Below are 16,661 nucleotides of genomic sequence, written 5' to 3'. Positions count from 1 at the left end.
GGCAGTACAGGTTCACCACGAAAGGCGCGCAAAGACGGCGCCATCACACGCGCGACGTGCGCGATGTCTTCATCCATTGTCATGCAAGAACCCCGGAAGACCTCGTTGTTTAGTTTTGGCCTTGTTCTATGCGCGCGCTTGGTTGAAAACGAGTTGGTCTTAAGTGCGCAAGCGGCGACGCCTATGGTAAGAAATCACAATCGTTCGGTCAAGCTTTCTGACGACCGTTCGTGCGAGCGGGGCGTAGAATTGTCCTTCGTTTAAGGGCTATTTCGATCGCGGAAGGACTTCAGGAAGTAACTTTCCGGCCCTCAATAAGGGGGCTTTTACTCGCGGGAGTGCATCGACATAACGCATGTCAAACGGCGCAAGTTAGTGCCTCCAAACCTCAAGAAGCAGGCAGAAAAAGCAGAGGACTGTTGGAAGCTGGGTGGCTTGGTAGCGTCAGGCCATTTGTTGCGCGCACCACTATCAGGGTGTCGGGAGAGTGCTGACAAGCTGGCGAAATCGGACCCAGGGCCCAACCCCATCACCACCTAAAGCGCATTCCCCCGCGGCGGAATCGCATCCGCTTGCGCCGGTCCACCCACCACCAACTCCGCCTCCGAATAACTAATCCTCACCGGCGGCACAAACCACGCCAGGCACAACCCGATCAACGCCGCCGCACCCGCCACCAGAATGCCGATATGAATCGACTGCACGAGCGCATCCCGCGCAGAATTCATCATCGCATCGCCCGCATGCCCGGCGCTCACCAGACGATTGATCAACGCCGCCTGCTCCGCGCGGTCCACGAGCAGTTCGGGACTCGCAAACGATTTGAACCACTGCGTCGCCTGATACGAAGCAAGCGAGCGATGCACCCCCTGGGTATAGAGATGGCCGAGCAACGCACCGGTCATCACCGTGCCAAGCATCCCCCCAAAAGTACGCAGCGATTGCAGCAACGCCGTTGCCGCGCCGATCTGATCACGCGCGACGATCTGCTGCGAACAGACGGTCAGACTGGTCGCCACCAGACCGAGCCCGAGCCCGCTGATGCCCATGCACGACATCCACACCAGGTGCGGCTCGGTACCTCTGAGTACGATCACGCCCAGACATGCCAACGCGGAGAGCGCGAACCCGACATACATAATGCCGTTCGCGCGACGGATCCGCGTGACGATCCGATTGTTCACCACGCTACCGACGGTCGTGCCGAGCAGCAGCGGCGTGATCAGCATGCCGGAATCGTGCGCGGACATTGCATAGCCGCCCTGAAACAGCAGCGGCACGTAAAACACCAGCGAAAACAGCGCGAAACCGCCAAGCACAGACATCGCGAAGAGCGCGGACAGCTTACGGTCCATCAGCATATCCACTGGAATGATCGGATACTTCATCCTCCGCTCCCATAGCCACAGCGTCATTGCAAAACTCGCCGCAACGACGGCCAGCACGATCGTTACCGTGTTGACGCCGTACTTCGGAAACAATTCGATCAGCAATTGCAGTGAACCGAACGTGACTGCGACCACGAACGCGCCGAGCCAGTCGAGCCGCACGGGCCCCTTGTGTCGCAGATGATGCAGCGGCGGCAAAAAGCGCTGGACGAACAGCAGCGACACGAGGCCGACCGGCACGTTGACGAAGAACACCAGCCGCCAGCCGCCGTATTGTGTGAGCACGCCCCCAAGCGTCGGCCCGACCATATTCGCGACCCCGAACGCGGACGTGACGAACACGAGCCAGCGCAGCCGCAGTTTCGGATTGGGAAACAGATCGGCAACGGTGGCGAACACCGTGCCGATCAGAATGCCGCCGCCTATCCCCTGCAAACCGCGCGAAATTACCAGCAACAGCATGCTGGTGGCGAATCCGCACAGTACGGACGCGCCGGTAAACAACAGAATCGCTGCGATCAGAAACGGCTTGCGGCCGAACAGATCCCCCAGCCGCCCAAAGATCGGAATGGTGATCACTGAAGCCAGCATATAAGCCGTCGCGACCCATGCGTACAGATCGAATCCCTTCAGATCGGCGACGATGCGCGGCAGTGCGGTGCCGACAATGGTTTGATCGAGCGCCACCAGCATCGAGACGAAGGCAACGCCAAGCATCGCCAGCAGCGACTCGCGAAACGGCAGCAGTTGTCCGGTGGGTAGGGGCGTGCCAAGGTCGGGCGTCATGACTGTCTTACTTGCGCACTTATTTTCGTGTGGCCTGATACGCGCCCAATGCCGCGCCGAGGTCTTCGTCAGTCGCCGCGGGGAAGATGCTCATTGTCAGCAAATCGCCCCATTCGAGCGCCAGCGCAGACAGTCCGCGCGAATCGTCCGCCTCGACGACTGCAAAGCCATGCAGTCCTCCGATCGCATGCCAGCGTCCCAGCAATTTGACGCCTTCAGGCGCCTGGCCGCCGGTTTTCATGAAGCGCTCGATGACGGAGTTTTCCGCAGTCGGCAGGCCATCCCATTGCACGATGAATTTCATTGTGTGTCTCCAATATGGCTTGGCGATGCCGGCTCGTGGCGGGTCGTGATCGCCGTTCGCGCCGTGCGACGCTTTTGCGTGCCTCACCGCCGCCAACGCTTCCGCGCCAGGATGCTGTCCGGATGGCAGGTGCTATCGGCGGACGGCATAAAACCACGTGGCGTCCTAACCATCATAGGTGAGTGCACGGTCGCTAACGTCGCTGCGTGCGGACATTCACCAGGTTAATCGAACAAATTCATCCGTCGCAGGAATAGCCTGGCGGTTGCGCTCGTTTCCAATTGCGGACCTCTCGTGCGTCCTATAAGAAGGACCTTTTAAAACGGTTGTCGAAGATGTCGGTATCGATCTGGTTCGAAGCGCGCCATGCAGTGTGCCCGCACCACCGGCACGCATGCGAATGGCAAGCAGAACAAACGCCAATGCATCAAACGCAAACGGCACGCGCGTTAAGCGCGTGCCGTTGCTGCGAATGTCTGATCAAAGGCCTAGCTGCGCGACGAATTGCGCGGCACCGCATCAACGCGCACATCGACAATGGCCTGGTGCGCTGCGGGAAAACCCGGCGGATAGTCGACGACGCGTGCGGATCTCGGCACCACCTGCACGGCGATGCTCGCACGTGCACCGATGCGTGCGCCGCCGACAATGGCGGCCATCGCCTGGCGGTCGAGTTCGACGCTGTCGGTGAGGTCTTTGATAGCGAGCTTTGCCATGGTGGCTCCAGGGAAACGATCGAGCCGGCGGCTGGTGCGATTGGCCAGCCGTCGCTCGGGAGTGTCTTTAACTGTGCTGAGGTCTCGTCGCACTATCAGTATAGGAAATCTGCTTACGGCTCGCCTGCCGGATGTGAGCAGGCAGCAGTAGGGAAGCCCCCGGTCCTTCGCTACTGCATGCCGTTAAACGTTGGCGTAATTGGCGCCCCACAGCGACGGGCTGACATTCAGATTCAACGGCACGAAGCCGGCGCCGATCACGCCAATGTTGTTGAGAGCGGCAACATTGACGGTTTGAATCTGGCTGAGGTTCTGGTTCACCGAGACGTTGACATTGGCGATGCCGCTAAGGCCGGCTACCGAGGGCAGGCCGGGCACGCTGCTGCCGGTGCCGCCGGCCACCGCCGACATTGCGCGGCGGTCGAGCTCGCGGGTGCGGGATAGATCGCGAATCATGAGGGATGACATGGTGATTCTCCAAAGGTGCGCGGAAGACGGGCGTGATCGGAGCGAAGCGGAAATTGCCAAGGGCCTCTCCGCTTCGCCGAATCAGGCTTTAGACGTTGATGTTGTTGCTCGACGTGACGCTAGGGTTGATCGTCGAAGTGAGGCCGGCAGCGAACGCAACGTTGTTGCCGTTGGCGTTCTGGATGTTCATTTCGTTGCTGATCAACTGCGTGGCGCTGACATTCTTGCTGTTGTTCGGCGCGAACACCGGGCTGATGTTGGTGTACGACGTGCTGGGGAAGCCGTAGCCCCAGCCGCCACGCACGGCGCGCATGGCCTTGCTGTCGAGTTGTTCGGTGATGGACAGGTCTTTGATCATCAGCGTGTTCATGGTAAATCTCCTGGAAGGGAACGTCACAGTCTTGCGGTTGGGTTCGAGCATCTTGTCTGCTCGAGTGTCACTAATGCATGGGCTGTGCCAGTTTTACTCGTGCATCCTAAGAAAATTGACGAACGCCTGATGCACAAGGCTTTCACGCCATGTCGCCGCATCGAAGTAGCAACAAGGTCGCTAGCGAACGACTCCCGGCTGATGGCGCGTACCCAACAACGCATCGGATTCTGTTGGATGTCGCAAGACACTCGCCGGGCGTGCACGCAGCGGGGCAATCCTGGTTTGCGAAAGACCGGGTCGGGAGCTAGTATCGAAGCGGCGCATGTAACTGGTTACGACAGGTTTTCTATCAGCCCGAAAGGCTCCGGTCGCTTGCGATCCGGCCCAACGGCAGCGGGGGCGCTTCGCACAAATGGCTAGCCTTGCGCATGTGATTCGCGACTATCAGAGCGGCGAGCTGTCACGCGACGAGTTCGTGGCTCAACTCGACAGCACGTTGACGACCGACGGACTCGATCGCACGCAGCTGCTGGAAATGCTTGGCGCAGCGCATCGCAAAGCCCCTCTACCCGACGATCTCTATGCCGAAGTGCGGCGGCGCATCGAACAGTTGCGCGTCTCGAACGTGGCGGCGGGCGGCGAGGAAACCGGCATGCAGACCACCGTCGAGATACCGTCGGTACGCTCCGCCAGTGCGGCCAACGCTGCAAGCTCGGTAGGCGCAGCGAGCGCCGCCGGCGCGCCGGGACATGATCAGATCAAAGGCACCGGCGACACGCTGAACAACCGCTTCGTCCTCGAGGAATGTCTGGGCGTCGGCGGGATGGGTACGGTGTACAAGGCGCTCGATTTGCGCAAGCTCGAAGCGTCGGATCGCAAACCGTATCTCGCGATCAAGGTGCTCAACGTCCAGTTCCGCGGCAATCCGAATTCGCTCGTCGCACTGCAACGCGAGGCGCGCAAGGCGCAGGTGCTCGCGCACCGCAACATCATCACGGTGTACGACTTCGACCGGGACGGACCGATCGTCTACCTGACGATGGAGTACCTGACCGGCAAGCCGCTGAGCCAGCTTTTGCGCACGCCGGGCTATAAGGGCATGCCGGTTCGAGCCGCGCTGCCGATTGTGCGCGGCATGTGCAATGCGCTCGCCTATGCGCATGAACACGGCTTCGTGCATTGCGATTTCAAACCCGCCAACGTCTTTCTCACGACGAATGCCGAAGTGAAGGTGATCGACTTCGGCATTGCCCGCGTGTTCCAGCGGCCGGAGGAGGAGAGCGATGCAACTGTCTTCGACCCCGGCAGTCTCGGCGCGTTGACGCCCGCGTATGCGAGTCCGGAGATGATCGAGCATCGCGAGCCGGACCCGCGCGACGATATCTATGCGCTCGGCTGCATTACCTACGAGCTGTTGACGGGCCATCATCCGTTCGACCGTTTGTCGGCGACGCAGGCTCGCAACGCGGACTTCAAGCCGCAGCGTCCGCCCAATCTCGATGCGAAGCAGTGGCGCGCGTTGCGGGCTACGCTTTCGTTCGATCGCAACACGCGCATGCCGAGTGTCGTGCGTTTCATCGCGGAATTCGATAACGAAGCGCGCGCGGAGAAGTCGGGGACGTTGGTCAAGGCGGGATTCGCGGGTTTCGCGGTGGTGTGTGCCGCGGCTGTCGGCGTGTTTGCGTTCCGGTCGGCTCCGAATCGTCAGGATGGCCAGCAGCCGGCTGTGGCGGCTTCGGAGGCGTCGGCGGATCAGGCCGCTTCGGCGGCAACGAATGCGCCTGAGTCATCCGCAACTGCCGGATCAGTCGTCGGTGGCACCGCAAAGCCGGCCGCCGGCTCATCTGCCGGGACAACCACAGCGCTAACCGCCGCACCAACCGCCGCAGCGCCCGGCGCACCACCGCCCGCGCAGCCTGCTGCGCCGCCCGCGCCCAAACCCGCGTTGACCTTAGCCGCCATCGCGCCGGCTTTGGCGCAAGTGCCGTGTTCGGCGCTGTCCGCTTCGGCGCAGGACCATTCGTTGACAGTGCGCGGCTACGTCTCGCAACGCTACGGCGCAGCGCATCTGAAGGACACGCTGACAGCATTGCCGGGCGTCGACACGCTCACGCTCCAGGTCGAGCCAATAGCCGACGACAAATGCGACACGATCAAAGCGCTCGCACCCTATTGGACCCACAACTGGCAAGCGGGCCACGTTGCGTCGCTGCATGTGCGGCCGCCCGGTGGCCTGTTGAGCGAAGGCGATCCGCTTATCGTCGACGTCACCACGCCCGCATTCGACTCGTACGTGAACCTCGATTACTACCAGCTCGACGGTAGCGTCGTGCACATGGTGCCGAGTCCGCGCGCGAAGGACAATCAGGCGCCCCCGCACTATGCAGCCACGATCGGCAGCGCGGGTGACTGGATCATTTCGAAGCCGTTTGGATCGGAGATGGTGGTGCTGTTGATTACGCCGGCGCAGCTATTCGACAAGCCGCGGCCCGAAAGCGAATCACGTGCGGACTATCTGCGCGCACTGGAGACGCGACTCGCGCAGATCGGCGGCAAATACGGTCAGGATCATATCGTCGCGGATTTCGCGCCGATCACGACGAAGCCCCGCACGCCTTAAGCCACGCATTGGGATCACCCACAACGCCCCTGATGCTCGCAGGACCGGAATCACGCATGGCTTGGAATCACGCGCAGCCCCACAAGCGCGCTGTTCGACAGAAGCTCCCGCCGCCCCAGCAGCCCACGCTTTACTTAAGATCCTTAACTACCCTGAAGCCATCCTGCGACTGGCGCACGCTCGCGCTGTATTTGAAGCGTGTCGCGCTCAGCATGTAGCTCCCGCCTTCGCGCCACGAACCGCCGCGAATCACTCGCATGTCGCAGGTGGGGCTGTCCCATGCGTGGCCGTCGGCGGGTGCGCCCTGATAGGAGTTGTGCCAGCAATCGGCGACCCACTCCCAAACACTGCCGTTCATGTCATACAGGCCCACCGGATTCGGCGCGAACGAGCCGGCGGATTCGGGCCCTTCCTTGTGCCACGGATCGCCGCAGTCCTTGCAATTGGCGTTGCCCTTGCGCATCTGATCGCCCCACCAGTATGCCGTCGTGGTGCCGCCACGGTCCGCGTATTCCCATTCGGCCTCGGTAGGCAAGCGGTACGGTTTGCCGGTCGTTTTGCTCAACCACTTCACGTACTGCTGTGCGTCCTCCCAACTGAGGTCGCGTGCCGGTGCAGCCTTGTTCGTGTTGCTTTCGGGCGTCAGCTTTTGACAGGCGTTTGCTGCGGCGCACGCATTCCATTGCTCGACGGTCACTTCGTATTTGCCGATCGCGAACGGCGCGCCGATGGTCACGTGATGAACGGGCTTTTCGGAGGGGTCGTCGGTGCTGCTGCCCATCGAAAACGAGCCCGCGGGTAAGGCGATCATGATCGGGCAGTTGGCGCAGTCGCGGCTTTCGCCGGCGCTTGGCGGATGCGTCGTGGGCTTTTGTGCGACTGCTTGCGCGGCAGGTGCAGCGGGTGGGGCGGTCGTTGCAGGTGGCGTGGGTGGCGTCGGCGTGGCGGGGCGCGGGTGGTCTTGTGGCGCGACGCTGGCCGGTGCGGCTGGCCGTGCGGCTTGAGGCGATGGTGCAACCGGCGGTGCAGCAGATGGCGCACTCGCCGCTGCAGCAGCGCGCAGCCGGTCGATGCGCGCGTGAGCGAGCGCGGCGAAGCGGCCGTTCGGATAGGCCTTCAAATAGGCCTCGTAGTCGCTTGGGTAGTTACTGTCCTTGATGGAGTCCCAGAAGGTGATCTCGTATTGCTCGCTGCTGTCCTTAGGCAGAATGCCTCTACTGTGCAGCGCGGCAATTGCATCGTCGCTGGCAGCGGCGAGGAGCGCTGCACCAGCGCCGCGAGATACCGGCGCGCTCAGGCTCATGTCCTTGGCAAGCGAAGAGGCAATCCACGGCGTTTGCTCGCCGCCAGTCACCCCGCTAACTCTCGCCGCGACACGTTGAAACAAGCCCGCAAGTTCCTGTGATGAAGACGCCTCGTTGAACGCGCGCAGCAATGCGCCCGTATAGACACCGTGCCGCATGCCGTCCGCTGCAAAGCCGCCCGGCGCCGTTGCGTAGGCGATGAGGGTATTGGCGGGCAACGTGGCTTTATCGACTGACACGTCAGCGGAGAACGGGTTGTTCAGGCAAGTATCGAGAATCACGAGATTGAGCGCGCCGGCACGCGGTGCACGCATCGCCTGCAATACGGTATTCAGATCGACGACTTCGCTGACCAGTCGAGCCGGCGCGCGTGCGTCGAGACCAGCGGGCACGAGCAGCGTCTGCCGTCCGATTTGCATGCCGTGTCCCGCGAAATAGAAGAGCCCAATGCCGCCTTCACGCAGACGTTGGCGGAATTCGCCAATCGCCTGCTGCATTTGCTGCGGCGTCGCATCGGTGCGCATGATGACGTCGAAGCCGTGCGCACGCAGTGCGTCGCGCATGGCTTCTGCGTCGCGCGGCGCATTGCCACGAAGGGGGTCTGCATGATCGCCGTATGCGCCGTTGCCGATCACCAGCGCGATACGCGCCGGTTGCGGCTTGTCCTGTTGCAGGGTGAGCGGCGCGCTGGACGTAGCCGTCGTGCGCGCGGCGGCAGCGCCGTGCTCCGCGCCGTCACGCTGCGCCGCGGCATAAACACTGCCCGAGTGCGCCTGAATCGCCCCGACCATGCACACCAGCAGGAATGTTCGCCACATATTCGTATCCTGTTTGTTCCGGACAGAACATAGGGTTTCGACGACCGCGCCGCCCGCGTCAGCCTTTGGCGCGAACCGATCGCAGCATCGATGCCGTGATCGACTCTCCATCGACAACCTATGAACAACGATAGCACGCGGTTTGCGCGTGACAATGGTCCGCGCATCGTTAATGCGTTATACGGTTAACGAGTGTGGCGTATCTTTTTGGCAAGTTACGTCCTAAGCTAATTCACAAAGTAGCGCTGTACGGCCGTTTTAATAAAGCGGCAGCTCATCGACGTCGGCCCGTCACGTGAATCCACGTGCAACTACGCGAGCGCCCGCGACATCCAGTCGGAGCCTCCAGCCTGCGCTTCGCGCAGCCGGGGCGGAGACGACTATTCTTCGGGAGAGTGCGCAATGCGAAGAACCCTCACACTTGGCGTGCTCGACAAACGTCGTGGAACGAAGGCGAGCCTTGTCACGCTCGGCACGGCTTTGTGCGCCGCCTGTTCACTCCTGCTCGGTATCGCGCTCACGTCTGAGTCCGCGCGCGCCGAACAAACGCCTTCGCCACCGGGCGCCGAGGAATACATCATCTGGCCGTCGGATGGCACGGTGATTCACGGTGGCAAGCTGTGGGTGCGCATGGGGCTGCGCAATATGGGCGTGTGCCCGAAGGGTGTGGCGGTTCCGAACACCGGGCATCACCATCTGCTGATCGACACCGACCTGCCTGCGCTCGACCAGGAAATTCCGTCGGACCGCAATCATCTGCATTTCGGTGCGGGTGAGACCGACGCGCGTGTTGAGTTGCCGCCGGGCAAGCACACCCTGCAACTCATTCTCGGCGACCAGAACCACGTGCCGCACGTACCGCCCGTGTATTCGAAGAAGATCACCATCACCGTGCTAAAAGACTAGCGCGTCCCGTTCATTCAGAGCGGGTCCGTCAGGACGGAGAGACCAACATGTACAAGATCATCGCGCTCGCGGCGCTCGTGGCACTTGCGACATTGGCGTCACTGGCCTCGCCGAATCTCGCCACGGCCGGTACGACGCCGTCGCCGGCCGGCGCGCACGCCTATATCGGCTATCCGAACGATGGCCAGGTGGTGCAGGCCAACAAACCGATTCGGGTGTGGTTCGGCCTGCGCTATATGGGCGTGGCGCCGAAAGGCGTCAAGTATCCGAACACCGGGCACCATCATCTGCTGATCGACACCGACCTGCCGCCGATGGACCAGGAAATTCCGTCAGACCGCAATCATCTGCATTTCGGCGCGGGTGAGACGGAAACGATGATTCAACTGCCGCCCGGCAAGCACACGTTGCAACTGCTGATGGGCGACGACATGCATATACCGCACAACCCGCCGGTGTATTCGAAGAAGATCACCGTGATTGCACGCTGAGGCGGCGCTCCACTTCGGTGTTACGTCACAGCCAACACAGTTGCAGGCGTTGTTGGTTGTGATCCACCAGCTCCAACCGGCCACATCGTCGCGGTCGCACTGCCACTAGCGGCATACCATCCCCGAAACCCTTTATCTACGGCCGTTCGCATGATTTCTTAGGATCGGAAAGCAAAGCTGGCACAGCCCATGCATTAGTGACACTCGAGCAGACAAGATGCTCGAACCCAACCGCAAGACTGTGCTGTTTCCCTTCCAGGAGATTTACCATGAACACGCTGATGATCAAAGACCTGTCCATCACCGCTCAACTCGACAGCAAGGCCATGAGCGCCGTGCGTGGCGGCTTCGGCTACGGCTATCCGTCGTCTTCGTTCTTCAACTACTCGCCCGTTTATACGCCGAACAACAGCAAGAATGTCAGCGCCACGCAGTTGATCAGCAACGAAATGAACATTCAGAGCGCCAACGGCAACAACGCAGCGTTCGTCGCCGGCGTCACCACCACGATCGACCCGCATGTGACCTCGAGCAACAACATCAACGTGTATTGAACGGCGTAAGCCGCCGCGGAGGCTCTCAGGCCTCCGCGGGACGCGCAAGCTCAGGCAACCCCCGCGCGTCAAAAAGATTTCGCATCCAATCGTTCTTTCCACACGACCCCAGCGTCACCGCCCGATCCCCGCGCCGACCTTCCTGCACCGCTTCGATGGTGAAGCCGGGCAGGACATGCTTTACTTAAATAGCGCGTTCTCCTCGTGCAACGTAGCCGGTGTCATCGGAGAAAATCGTGTCAGCGTTGCTTGATTCAATGGTTCGTCAGCGCTTTTTCAACGCCACAGCGCGGTGCTGTCCTGGCCGCCGGCCGGCGAGTGCGAGCCGCATGGCAGCGGCGCTGCGCGGACTCTGCGCTGCAACGGTTTGCGCACTGTCGCTGAGTGCGTGTATCGATGTCGGCATGCCCGACTACAAGCGGCCGGATACGCCTGCCAAGGCGTCCTGGTCGGATCAGAAAGGCTCGCCGGTATCGGCGGCCGCGACCATCGAGCCGGACTGGTGGAAAGGCTTCCACGATCCGTATCTGGACACGCTGATCGCGAAAGCGATCGCGAGCAACTTCGATATCAAGGTGCTGGCCGCACGTATTGACGTGGCCGGCACGCAGATCGGCGAGGCCAAGGCAGGCGCGTTGCCGACCATGGATCTCGGCGGCGGCGCCGATTTCGAAAAGACTACGCGTCAGACGTTTTCCAAACAGTACAACGTCGCGACGCAGGTGAGCTGGGACATCGATATCTGGGGAAAAGTGGAGAAGGGCGTGCAGGCGCAAAAGGCCGAGTTCCACGCCAGCGAAGCGGATTGGCGCGCCGGCTATCTGGAACTGGTGGCGAACGTCTCGAGTACCTACTTCCAGATTCTGCAATTCGACGACCAGATCGAGCAGCAGCAACAAACGCTGGTCACGAACCGGCAAATTCTCACCATCTACGACGGCCAACGCCGCAACGGCCTCGTGCCGCAAACCCAGGTATTGCGCCAGCAAGCCGAGATCAACCGTCTAACGAATCAGTTGCTCGAACTGCGCCGCTCGCGCGATGTCGCGAACAACGCGTTGTGCACGCTGCTTGGTGTGCCGGCGGGTGAGTTCCAGTTGCCCAAGGGACATTTGCAGCAACGCGTGCAACTGCCCGTGGTGCCGGACGGCCTGCCCGCGCAACTGCTTGCGCGCCGGCCTGACGTGGTGGCCGCCGAGTTCAGAGTGCTGGAAGCTTACGACCTGGTCGGCCAGGCCAAGCTCGCGCAATTGCCCACCATCAACCTCACCGGCCACGGTGGCACCGCGAGTTTCGCGTTGACCGATTTGCTGAAGTCGTTCACCTACGGATTCATGCCCAGCATCAACATCCCCCTGCTCGATCCCGGCGTGCGGGCTCATGTGAAGGTCACGCAAGCGCAATCGACGGTCGCGGAACAACAGTACCGCGTGGCCGTCATGGGTGCGTTCGAGGAAGTGGAGAATGCGCTGGTCAATCTGAATTCGCACAAGGCGCAGCGGGTGGAATTGCAGCAGGAGGTGTCGCGTTTACAAATCGTCGCCGAGCAGATCCAGTCGCAATTGCGTCTCGGCGTGGTGTCGCAACTGGAAGTTTTCGAAACCGAGCGGACCTTGCTGGAAGCGCAGCAGGAACTGCTTTCTAACCATCAGTTGATTCTGTCCGACACGGTGTTGCTTTATAAGGCGCTGGGCGGCGGTTGGCCGAGCGTGGATGTGCAGGCGGAAGTAAAGGAACACTGAGCTAATCCGAGGCACGATTCGGCTGCATATGACGCATGAATGGCCCTTTCAACCGACGATCAGAAAATTGACACTTGCCATGCGTGACTTAAAATTTGTAAGGAGCCCGGTTCTGCCGGGCTCGCTAAAATATCCGCAATTCGCCGTAGTTCTTCTTGCCGTTCCCGTTGCGCGCTCGTCGCAGCGGGTAAACGATTAGTGATCCAGATAAAATGACTACCGGCGAAGCCCAGATTGCTGAGATGCGTGCAACACAGGACTCCGCGTTCGACGTGGTGCTGTCGCCGGTTGCGTCCGCGCAGCGTCCCGCACTCGACGCGATCCGGATCGTCGACAGCCTGTTCGCGATCGGCCGCAGCGAAGCGCCATTCACCGACTATCCCGCCGAACGCCTTACCCGCCTGTCGCGCCGCCATGCGCGGGTTTTTACGGAGCACGGCGCCGTCTATGTCGCCGATCTCGGCAGCAAGAACGGCACGACGCTCAACGGCAACGCGGTGCGGCAAGCCCCCGCGCGGCTGCGTGCCGGCGACGAACTATGTTTCGGCGGCGAGCTTTGCTACCGCGTGAGTATCGAGCCGCGCACGCGGATCGTCGTCGCGCGCGCGGCGCCCGCACCCGGCCTGCTGCTGGTGCCGCAGCGCGACGACCTCGAGCTTCAGCCGATCGACGTGCAGGCGTTCCCCTTTCTCATCAGCAAGGCTGACGAGGTTTTCTCGCGCTACAAGGATCGCTATCCACATCAGGTCAACTACATCTCGCGGCGTCATGCCCACATCTTTCTGAAGGGCGGTGAGCTCTACCTCGAAGATCTCGGCAGCACCAACGGCACATTCGTCGGCGGAAAGCGGCTCGACGAAACCGCGGTGCCGCTTGTGGAGGGGGACCTCCTTGCATTTGGCGGCGACCACTTCGTCTACAGGGTGACGCTGCAGAAACCCCCCGAAGTCGAGCCGACCGTGACCCAGCTATTCCTCAATCCCGCTACTGACGAGGCCGCCGACACGGACAAGACCACGTTCGTTGGCGCCGCGCATTCGTTCCTCGATATCTTTTGCGTGGACCCAGGGCTACAACGCGAAGACGAAGTCAACGAAGCGGCGCAGGCCGCATCCGCGCACGCGAAACGCGACACGCCGACAGGCGGTGCGAATACCACGAACGGAACTAACGGCACGCATGGCGCAAACGGCACTCATGGCAAGCAAAGCGCAAACGGCGCACATGGCACGAACGCAGCACAGAGCCGGCCGCAGCGTTGGCGGCTGCTCGCGGGAGAACTCAGCAAGGCCTTTGCGGGTGGCGATCACACCCTGTCGCGTCGCGCCGTATGGTGGAGTGGCGCGGCCTTCGCCCTTCTGGTGGCCATTGCGCTGACGCTCTACTTGCGCGGTTCGTCAGAGCGCGAGTTAAGAAACCTGCTGGCGAGCGGCGATTACACCAGCGCGGTGACGGCGGCAAACGGCTATCTGGCGCAGCACCCCGCCGACACGAAAGTCAGTGCGTTGGCGAGCGAAGCGCTACTGAAGGCGAAACTCCCCGGCTGGCTGGGTACGCTGCAAAAGGCGCAGTTCGATCAGGCCGACACGCTGCTCAAGGAGATGAGAGCGTTGAGTGCGAACAATGCGGACGCCACTTCTCTGGTCGGCGAATTGCAGTGGGTGGGCGACCTGGAGCGTTTCGTGGCGGGACGCGGCGGGGTGGACGCACCAATCCGCATGTACGCCGACGAGGCGACCATCAGCGGCCTGCTGCAACGCTGGGACGACGACGCCAGGGGCCATCAGCGCGCACTCGACCGTATTGCCTCGTATGTGCCCATTTTTGCGGAGCCGTACGCGCAGGCGTTGAGCCATCTGCGCAAACTGGAAAGCGACGACTCGGTCTATCTCGCCGCCATCGACCGCCTGAACGGCACCATTCGCACCGAACTGGCGCGCGACAAACCCGACGCGCTGCCTGCCGTTCTCGACGATTACGCGCAGCGCTATCCGCGCCTCGCCGGCCTCGATCGTGTGCGGGAAGATTTGCGCCACTACACCGATGTGCTGAACGCGGCGCTCAGCCGGCAACTGACGCCATTGCTTGCCTTGCTGAAGACGGTGCGTTTCAACACCCCGCCGTTTCAGGCGCAGTTTCAGCAACTGTCCGCGAGCCGTTTGCCGTCCGCGGACGTCATCCAGCGTCATGACACGGCGACCGCTGCCTGGCAGCGCGGCGACACCCAACAGGCGCTGGCGGATTTGCAGGCCATGCCTGCCGGGCCGTGGTCCGACGTGATCGCCGCGGAACTGGCGCACAAGAAAGCGCAGCTTGACCAGTTCGCCGACTTGCAGAAGACGCGCGGCGGCAAGGACTATGACGAGCGCCTGCTGTCGTTCTACGCCAGTCTCGATCCGGTGGCGGACATGTGGTTCGTGCAATCGATCCAGAAAGACGTCGCCGCGCTGCACGACAAAGCGCTGGCGCGCGCTCAGGACCTGATGCTGCGCGCGCAGAGCCTGTGGAAACAATATCGGGCGAGCGGTCCGATCGGCGGCACGCAGCGGCTGGAAGCGGGCATTTCGCCCGGCTTTCGCAGCGAGGCGCGTCTGCTTTCCGATGCACAGTCCGCCGCGCAACAAGGCATGCGTATCTATACGCAACTGAAGGCGGATCATCCCGCGGACTTCGACCGCCTGCTCGCGGATATCCAGGCCGAAGCGGATTTGCAGCGCCGCTCGCTGACCGAATTGCGTATGGTGCTGGACCCCGGACTCTTGAAGGCGAAGCTGGCGTTGATCGGAGGCGAGCAGAGTGAAGCGCGACAATCACCCTAGACCGTTGTCGGAGGCGCTGGAGGATCACAGCGTCGAAGGCATCGCGATTCTGACCGCCGAGCCGGTGCGGCTCGCTCGCGCGCTGATCTGGGCGATGGTCGCGCTGGTGGTGGCCGGCTTGCTGTGGTCGTTCGTGGGGCGCGCGGATGTGATCGTCAGTGCGCAAGGCACGCTCTCGCCGGAATCGGAGGTGCGTCGCATCTATGCGCCGATCGACGGCGAGCTCGCCGATCTGTACATCGCCGAGGGGCAGCCGGTGTCGAAGGGCGACGTGCTGGCGCGGCTGAATGCGCGCGGCGCGATCGAAGCAGCGAGCAACGCGCTGCAAGCGCAGCTCAAGCTCGAAGACGCCGAGCGCGACTGGAAGCAGTTCCCCGAGAAGAAGGCGCTGATGGAACGCAAGGCGGCCGCGCTGAAGGCGCAGATGGAAGTAGAAGCCCGCCTGCACGAAAATCGCGTCTCCGAGGGCACAACCAAGCTCGCCGAAGGCCAGAAGGCCGAACTCGACGAAGCGCGCAGCGTGCTCGACAACGCGCGCCGCACGCGTGAGGCGGCGCGTCAGGAGCTGGATCGTTACTCGCGGCTGTTCGCTCAGCCGGGTGGCGGCGGCATCGCCGAGCTGCAGGTGGAGCAGAAGCGAACCGCCGCGATGGAAGCGGATAACGCCTACCGCGTCGCGCAATCGAAACTCGCGGAACTGGATTTCCGCCTGAGCCACGAATACGCGCAGGCCAATGCGCAACTCGAAACCAGCGGGCAGCAGACCACCGACCTGCAACTCCAGTACGACTCGGCAGTCCGCGACATCACCGACGCCGAAGACAAACTGCGTCTGCAACTTCAGACCGCGCGCCTGGTGTCCGAAGCCGCCGCGCGGATCCGTTTCGAGAACATCGACAAAGACAACTTCCTGCTGATCCTCGCGCCGGTCTCCGGCGTCATCACCGACGTGACCTCCACGCAGCGAGGCGACAAGATCCAGGCGAACGCGCCGCTCGGCGGCATCGCGCCAAAAGATGCGAAGCCCGTGCTGAAGATCGAAATCGCCGAACACGATCGTGCTTTTCTGCACGAGGGCCAGCCGGTGAAGCTGAAATTCAACGCGTTCCCATATCAGCGCTACGGGCTGATCAACGGCACGCTCGCCTATATTTCGCCGGCCACCAAGCCGTCCTTGCAGGACAAGCAGCCGGTGTACGAGGGCCGCGTCACGCTCGACAAGAACTACTACCAGATCGCCGACACCCGCTATCCGCTGCGCTATGGCATGACGGCGAGCGCGGAGATCGTGGTGCGCGAACGGCGCCTGATCGATCTGGGGCTCGATCCATTCAGACAGGTGGCGGGATGAGCGCGCCGATCACACGTCAAT

General features: G+C 62.1%; 13 protein-coding genes. 7 read left to right on the top strand and 6 right to left on the bottom strand.

Annotated features, from left to right (window positions below; all coding sequences use genetic code 11):
• Positions 1–536: 536 nt before the first annotated feature.
• From FSO04_RS23035 to FSO04_RS23015, 5 genes are all read right to left on the bottom strand, one after another.
• Positions 537–2,174: an MFS transporter gene (locus tag FSO04_RS23035; protein ID WP_154562792.1), complete on the bottom strand. Its 1,638-nt coding sequence runs from the start codon at positions 2,172–2,174 to the stop codon at positions 537–539.
• 19 nt (positions 2,175–2,193) lie between these two features.
• Positions 2,194–2,478, bottom strand: a complete 285-nt coding sequence (locus FSO04_RS23030) for a DUF3303 domain-containing protein (protein ID WP_154562790.1) — start codon at positions 2,476–2,478, stop codon at positions 2,194–2,196.
• Between the two features lie 488 nt (positions 2,479–2,966).
• Positions 2,967–3,194 carry a hypothetical protein gene (locus FSO04_RS23025; protein ID WP_154562788.1) on the bottom strand — a complete coding sequence of 76 codons (228 nt, stop codon included), beginning with the start codon at positions 3,192–3,194 and terminating at the stop codon, positions 2,967–2,969.
• Between the two features lie 183 nt (positions 3,195–3,377).
• A complete protein-coding gene (locus FSO04_RS23020) occupies positions 3,378–3,662 on the bottom strand; it encodes a hypothetical protein (RefSeq protein WP_154562786.1) in 285 nt (94 codons plus the stop codon).
• An 88-nt stretch (positions 3,663–3,750) separates the two neighbouring features.
• Positions 3,751–4,032, bottom strand: a complete 282-nt coding sequence (locus FSO04_RS23015; protein ID WP_154562784.1) for a hypothetical protein — start codon at positions 4,030–4,032, stop codon at positions 3,751–3,753.
• 415 nt (positions 4,033–4,447) lie between these two features.
• Between FSO04_RS23015 and FSO04_RS23010 the strand changes: the two genes are divergently transcribed.
• Positions 4,448–6,655, top strand: coding sequence for a serine/threonine protein kinase (locus FSO04_RS23010; protein WP_154562782.1), 2,208 nt, complete (start codon positions 4,448–4,450; stop codon positions 6,653–6,655).
• Positions 6,656–6,785: 130 nt separating this feature from the next.
• Here the strand turns inward: FSO04_RS23010 and FSO04_RS23005 are convergent, their stop codons facing one another.
• Positions 6,786–8,777: an SUMF1/EgtB/PvdO family nonheme iron enzyme gene (locus tag FSO04_RS23005; protein WP_154562780.1), complete on the bottom strand. Its 1,992-nt coding sequence runs from the start codon at positions 8,775–8,777 to the stop codon at positions 6,786–6,788.
• 402 nt (positions 8,778–9,179) lie between these two features.
• Between FSO04_RS23005 and FSO04_RS23000 the strand changes: the two genes are divergently transcribed.
• From FSO04_RS23000 to FSO04_RS22975, 6 genes are all read left to right on the top strand, one after another.
• Positions 9,180–9,683, top strand: coding sequence for a DUF4399 domain-containing protein (locus tag FSO04_RS23000; RefSeq protein ID WP_233464951.1), 504 nt, complete (start codon positions 9,180–9,182; stop codon positions 9,681–9,683).
• Positions 9,684–9,730: 47 nt separating this feature from the next.
• Positions 9,731–10,174, top strand: a complete 444-nt coding sequence (locus FSO04_RS22995) for a DUF4399 domain-containing protein (RefSeq protein WP_154562778.1) — start codon at positions 9,731–9,733, stop codon at positions 10,172–10,174.
• Positions 10,175–10,443: 269 nt separating this feature from the next.
• Positions 10,444–10,728, top strand: coding sequence for a hypothetical protein (locus tag FSO04_RS22990; RefSeq protein ID WP_154562776.1), 285 nt, complete (start codon positions 10,444–10,446; stop codon positions 10,726–10,728).
• A gap of 329 nt (positions 10,729–11,057) precedes the next feature.
• Positions 11,058–12,470, top strand: a complete 1,413-nt coding sequence (locus FSO04_RS22985) for an efflux transporter outer membrane subunit (RefSeq protein WP_154562819.1) — start codon at positions 11,058–11,060, stop codon at positions 12,468–12,470.
• Positions 12,471–12,682: 212 nt separating this feature from the next.
• Positions 12,683–15,289, top strand: a complete 2,607-nt coding sequence (locus tag FSO04_RS22980) for an FHA domain-containing protein (RefSeq protein ID WP_154562774.1) — start codon at positions 12,683–12,685, stop codon at positions 15,287–15,289.
• Positions 15,267–16,640 (top strand): beta-barrel domain-containing protein, encoded by a 1,374-nt coding sequence (locus FSO04_RS22975; protein ID WP_168435797.1) that lies wholly within the window; start codon positions 15,267–15,269, stop codon positions 16,638–16,640. The genes FSO04_RS22980 and FSO04_RS22975 overlap by 23 nt, the downstream gene beginning before the upstream one ends.
• Positions 16,641–16,661: the final 21 nt, after the last annotated feature.

This window comes from Paraburkholderia madseniana (assembly GCF_009690905.1).
Taxonomy (GTDB): domain Bacteria; phylum Pseudomonadota; class Gammaproteobacteria; order Burkholderiales; family Burkholderiaceae; genus Paraburkholderia; species Paraburkholderia madseniana.
The sequence above is the reverse complement of the archived record's forward strand: the minus strand, read 5'-3'. Positions and strand labels throughout refer to the sequence as shown.

What these genes read in the sequence shown, in the direction of transcription:
- FSO04_RS23010 (WP_154562782.1), top strand. Translation starts at nt 4,448, where the DNA reads ATGGCTAGCCTTGCGCATGTGATTCGCGACTATCAGAGCGGCGAGCTG.
- FSO04_RS23005 (WP_154562780.1), bottom strand. Translation starts at nt 8,777, where the DNA reads ATGTGGCGAACATTCCTGCTGGTGTGCATGGTCGGGGCGATTCAGGCG.
- FSO04_RS22980 (WP_154562774.1), top strand. Translation starts at nt 12,683, where the DNA reads ATGACTACCGGCGAAGCCCAGATTGCTGAGATGCGTGCAACACAGGAC.
- FSO04_RS22990 (WP_154562776.1), top strand. Translation starts at nt 10,444, where the DNA reads ATGAACACGCTGATGATCAAAGACCTGTCCATCACCGCTCAACTCGAC.
- FSO04_RS23035 (WP_154562792.1), bottom strand. Translation starts at nt 2,174, where the DNA reads ATGACGCCCGACCTTGGCACGCCCCTACCCACCGGACAACTGCTGCCG.
- FSO04_RS22985 (WP_154562819.1), top strand. Translation starts at nt 11,058, where the DNA reads ATGGCAGCGGCGCTGCGCGGACTCTGCGCTGCAACGGTTTGCGCACTG.
- FSO04_RS23030 (WP_154562790.1), bottom strand. Translation starts at nt 2,478, where the DNA reads ATGAAATTCATCGTGCAATGGGATGGCCTGCCGACTGCGGAAAACTCC.
- FSO04_RS23025 (WP_154562788.1), bottom strand. Translation starts at nt 3,194, where the DNA reads ATGGCAAAGCTCGCTATCAAAGACCTCACCGACAGCGTCGAACTCGAC.
- FSO04_RS23000 (WP_233464951.1), top strand. Translation starts at nt 9,180, where the DNA reads ATGCGAAGAACCCTCACACTTGGCGTGCTCGACAAACGTCGTGGAACG.
- FSO04_RS22995 (WP_154562778.1), top strand. Translation starts at nt 9,731, where the DNA reads ATGTACAAGATCATCGCGCTCGCGGCGCTCGTGGCACTTGCGACATTG.
- FSO04_RS23020 (WP_154562786.1), bottom strand. Translation starts at nt 3,662, where the DNA reads ATGTCATCCCTCATGATTCGCGATCTATCCCGCACCCGCGAGCTCGAC.
- FSO04_RS23015 (WP_154562784.1), bottom strand. Translation starts at nt 4,032, where the DNA reads ATGAACACGCTGATGATCAAAGACCTGTCCATCACCGAACAACTCGAC.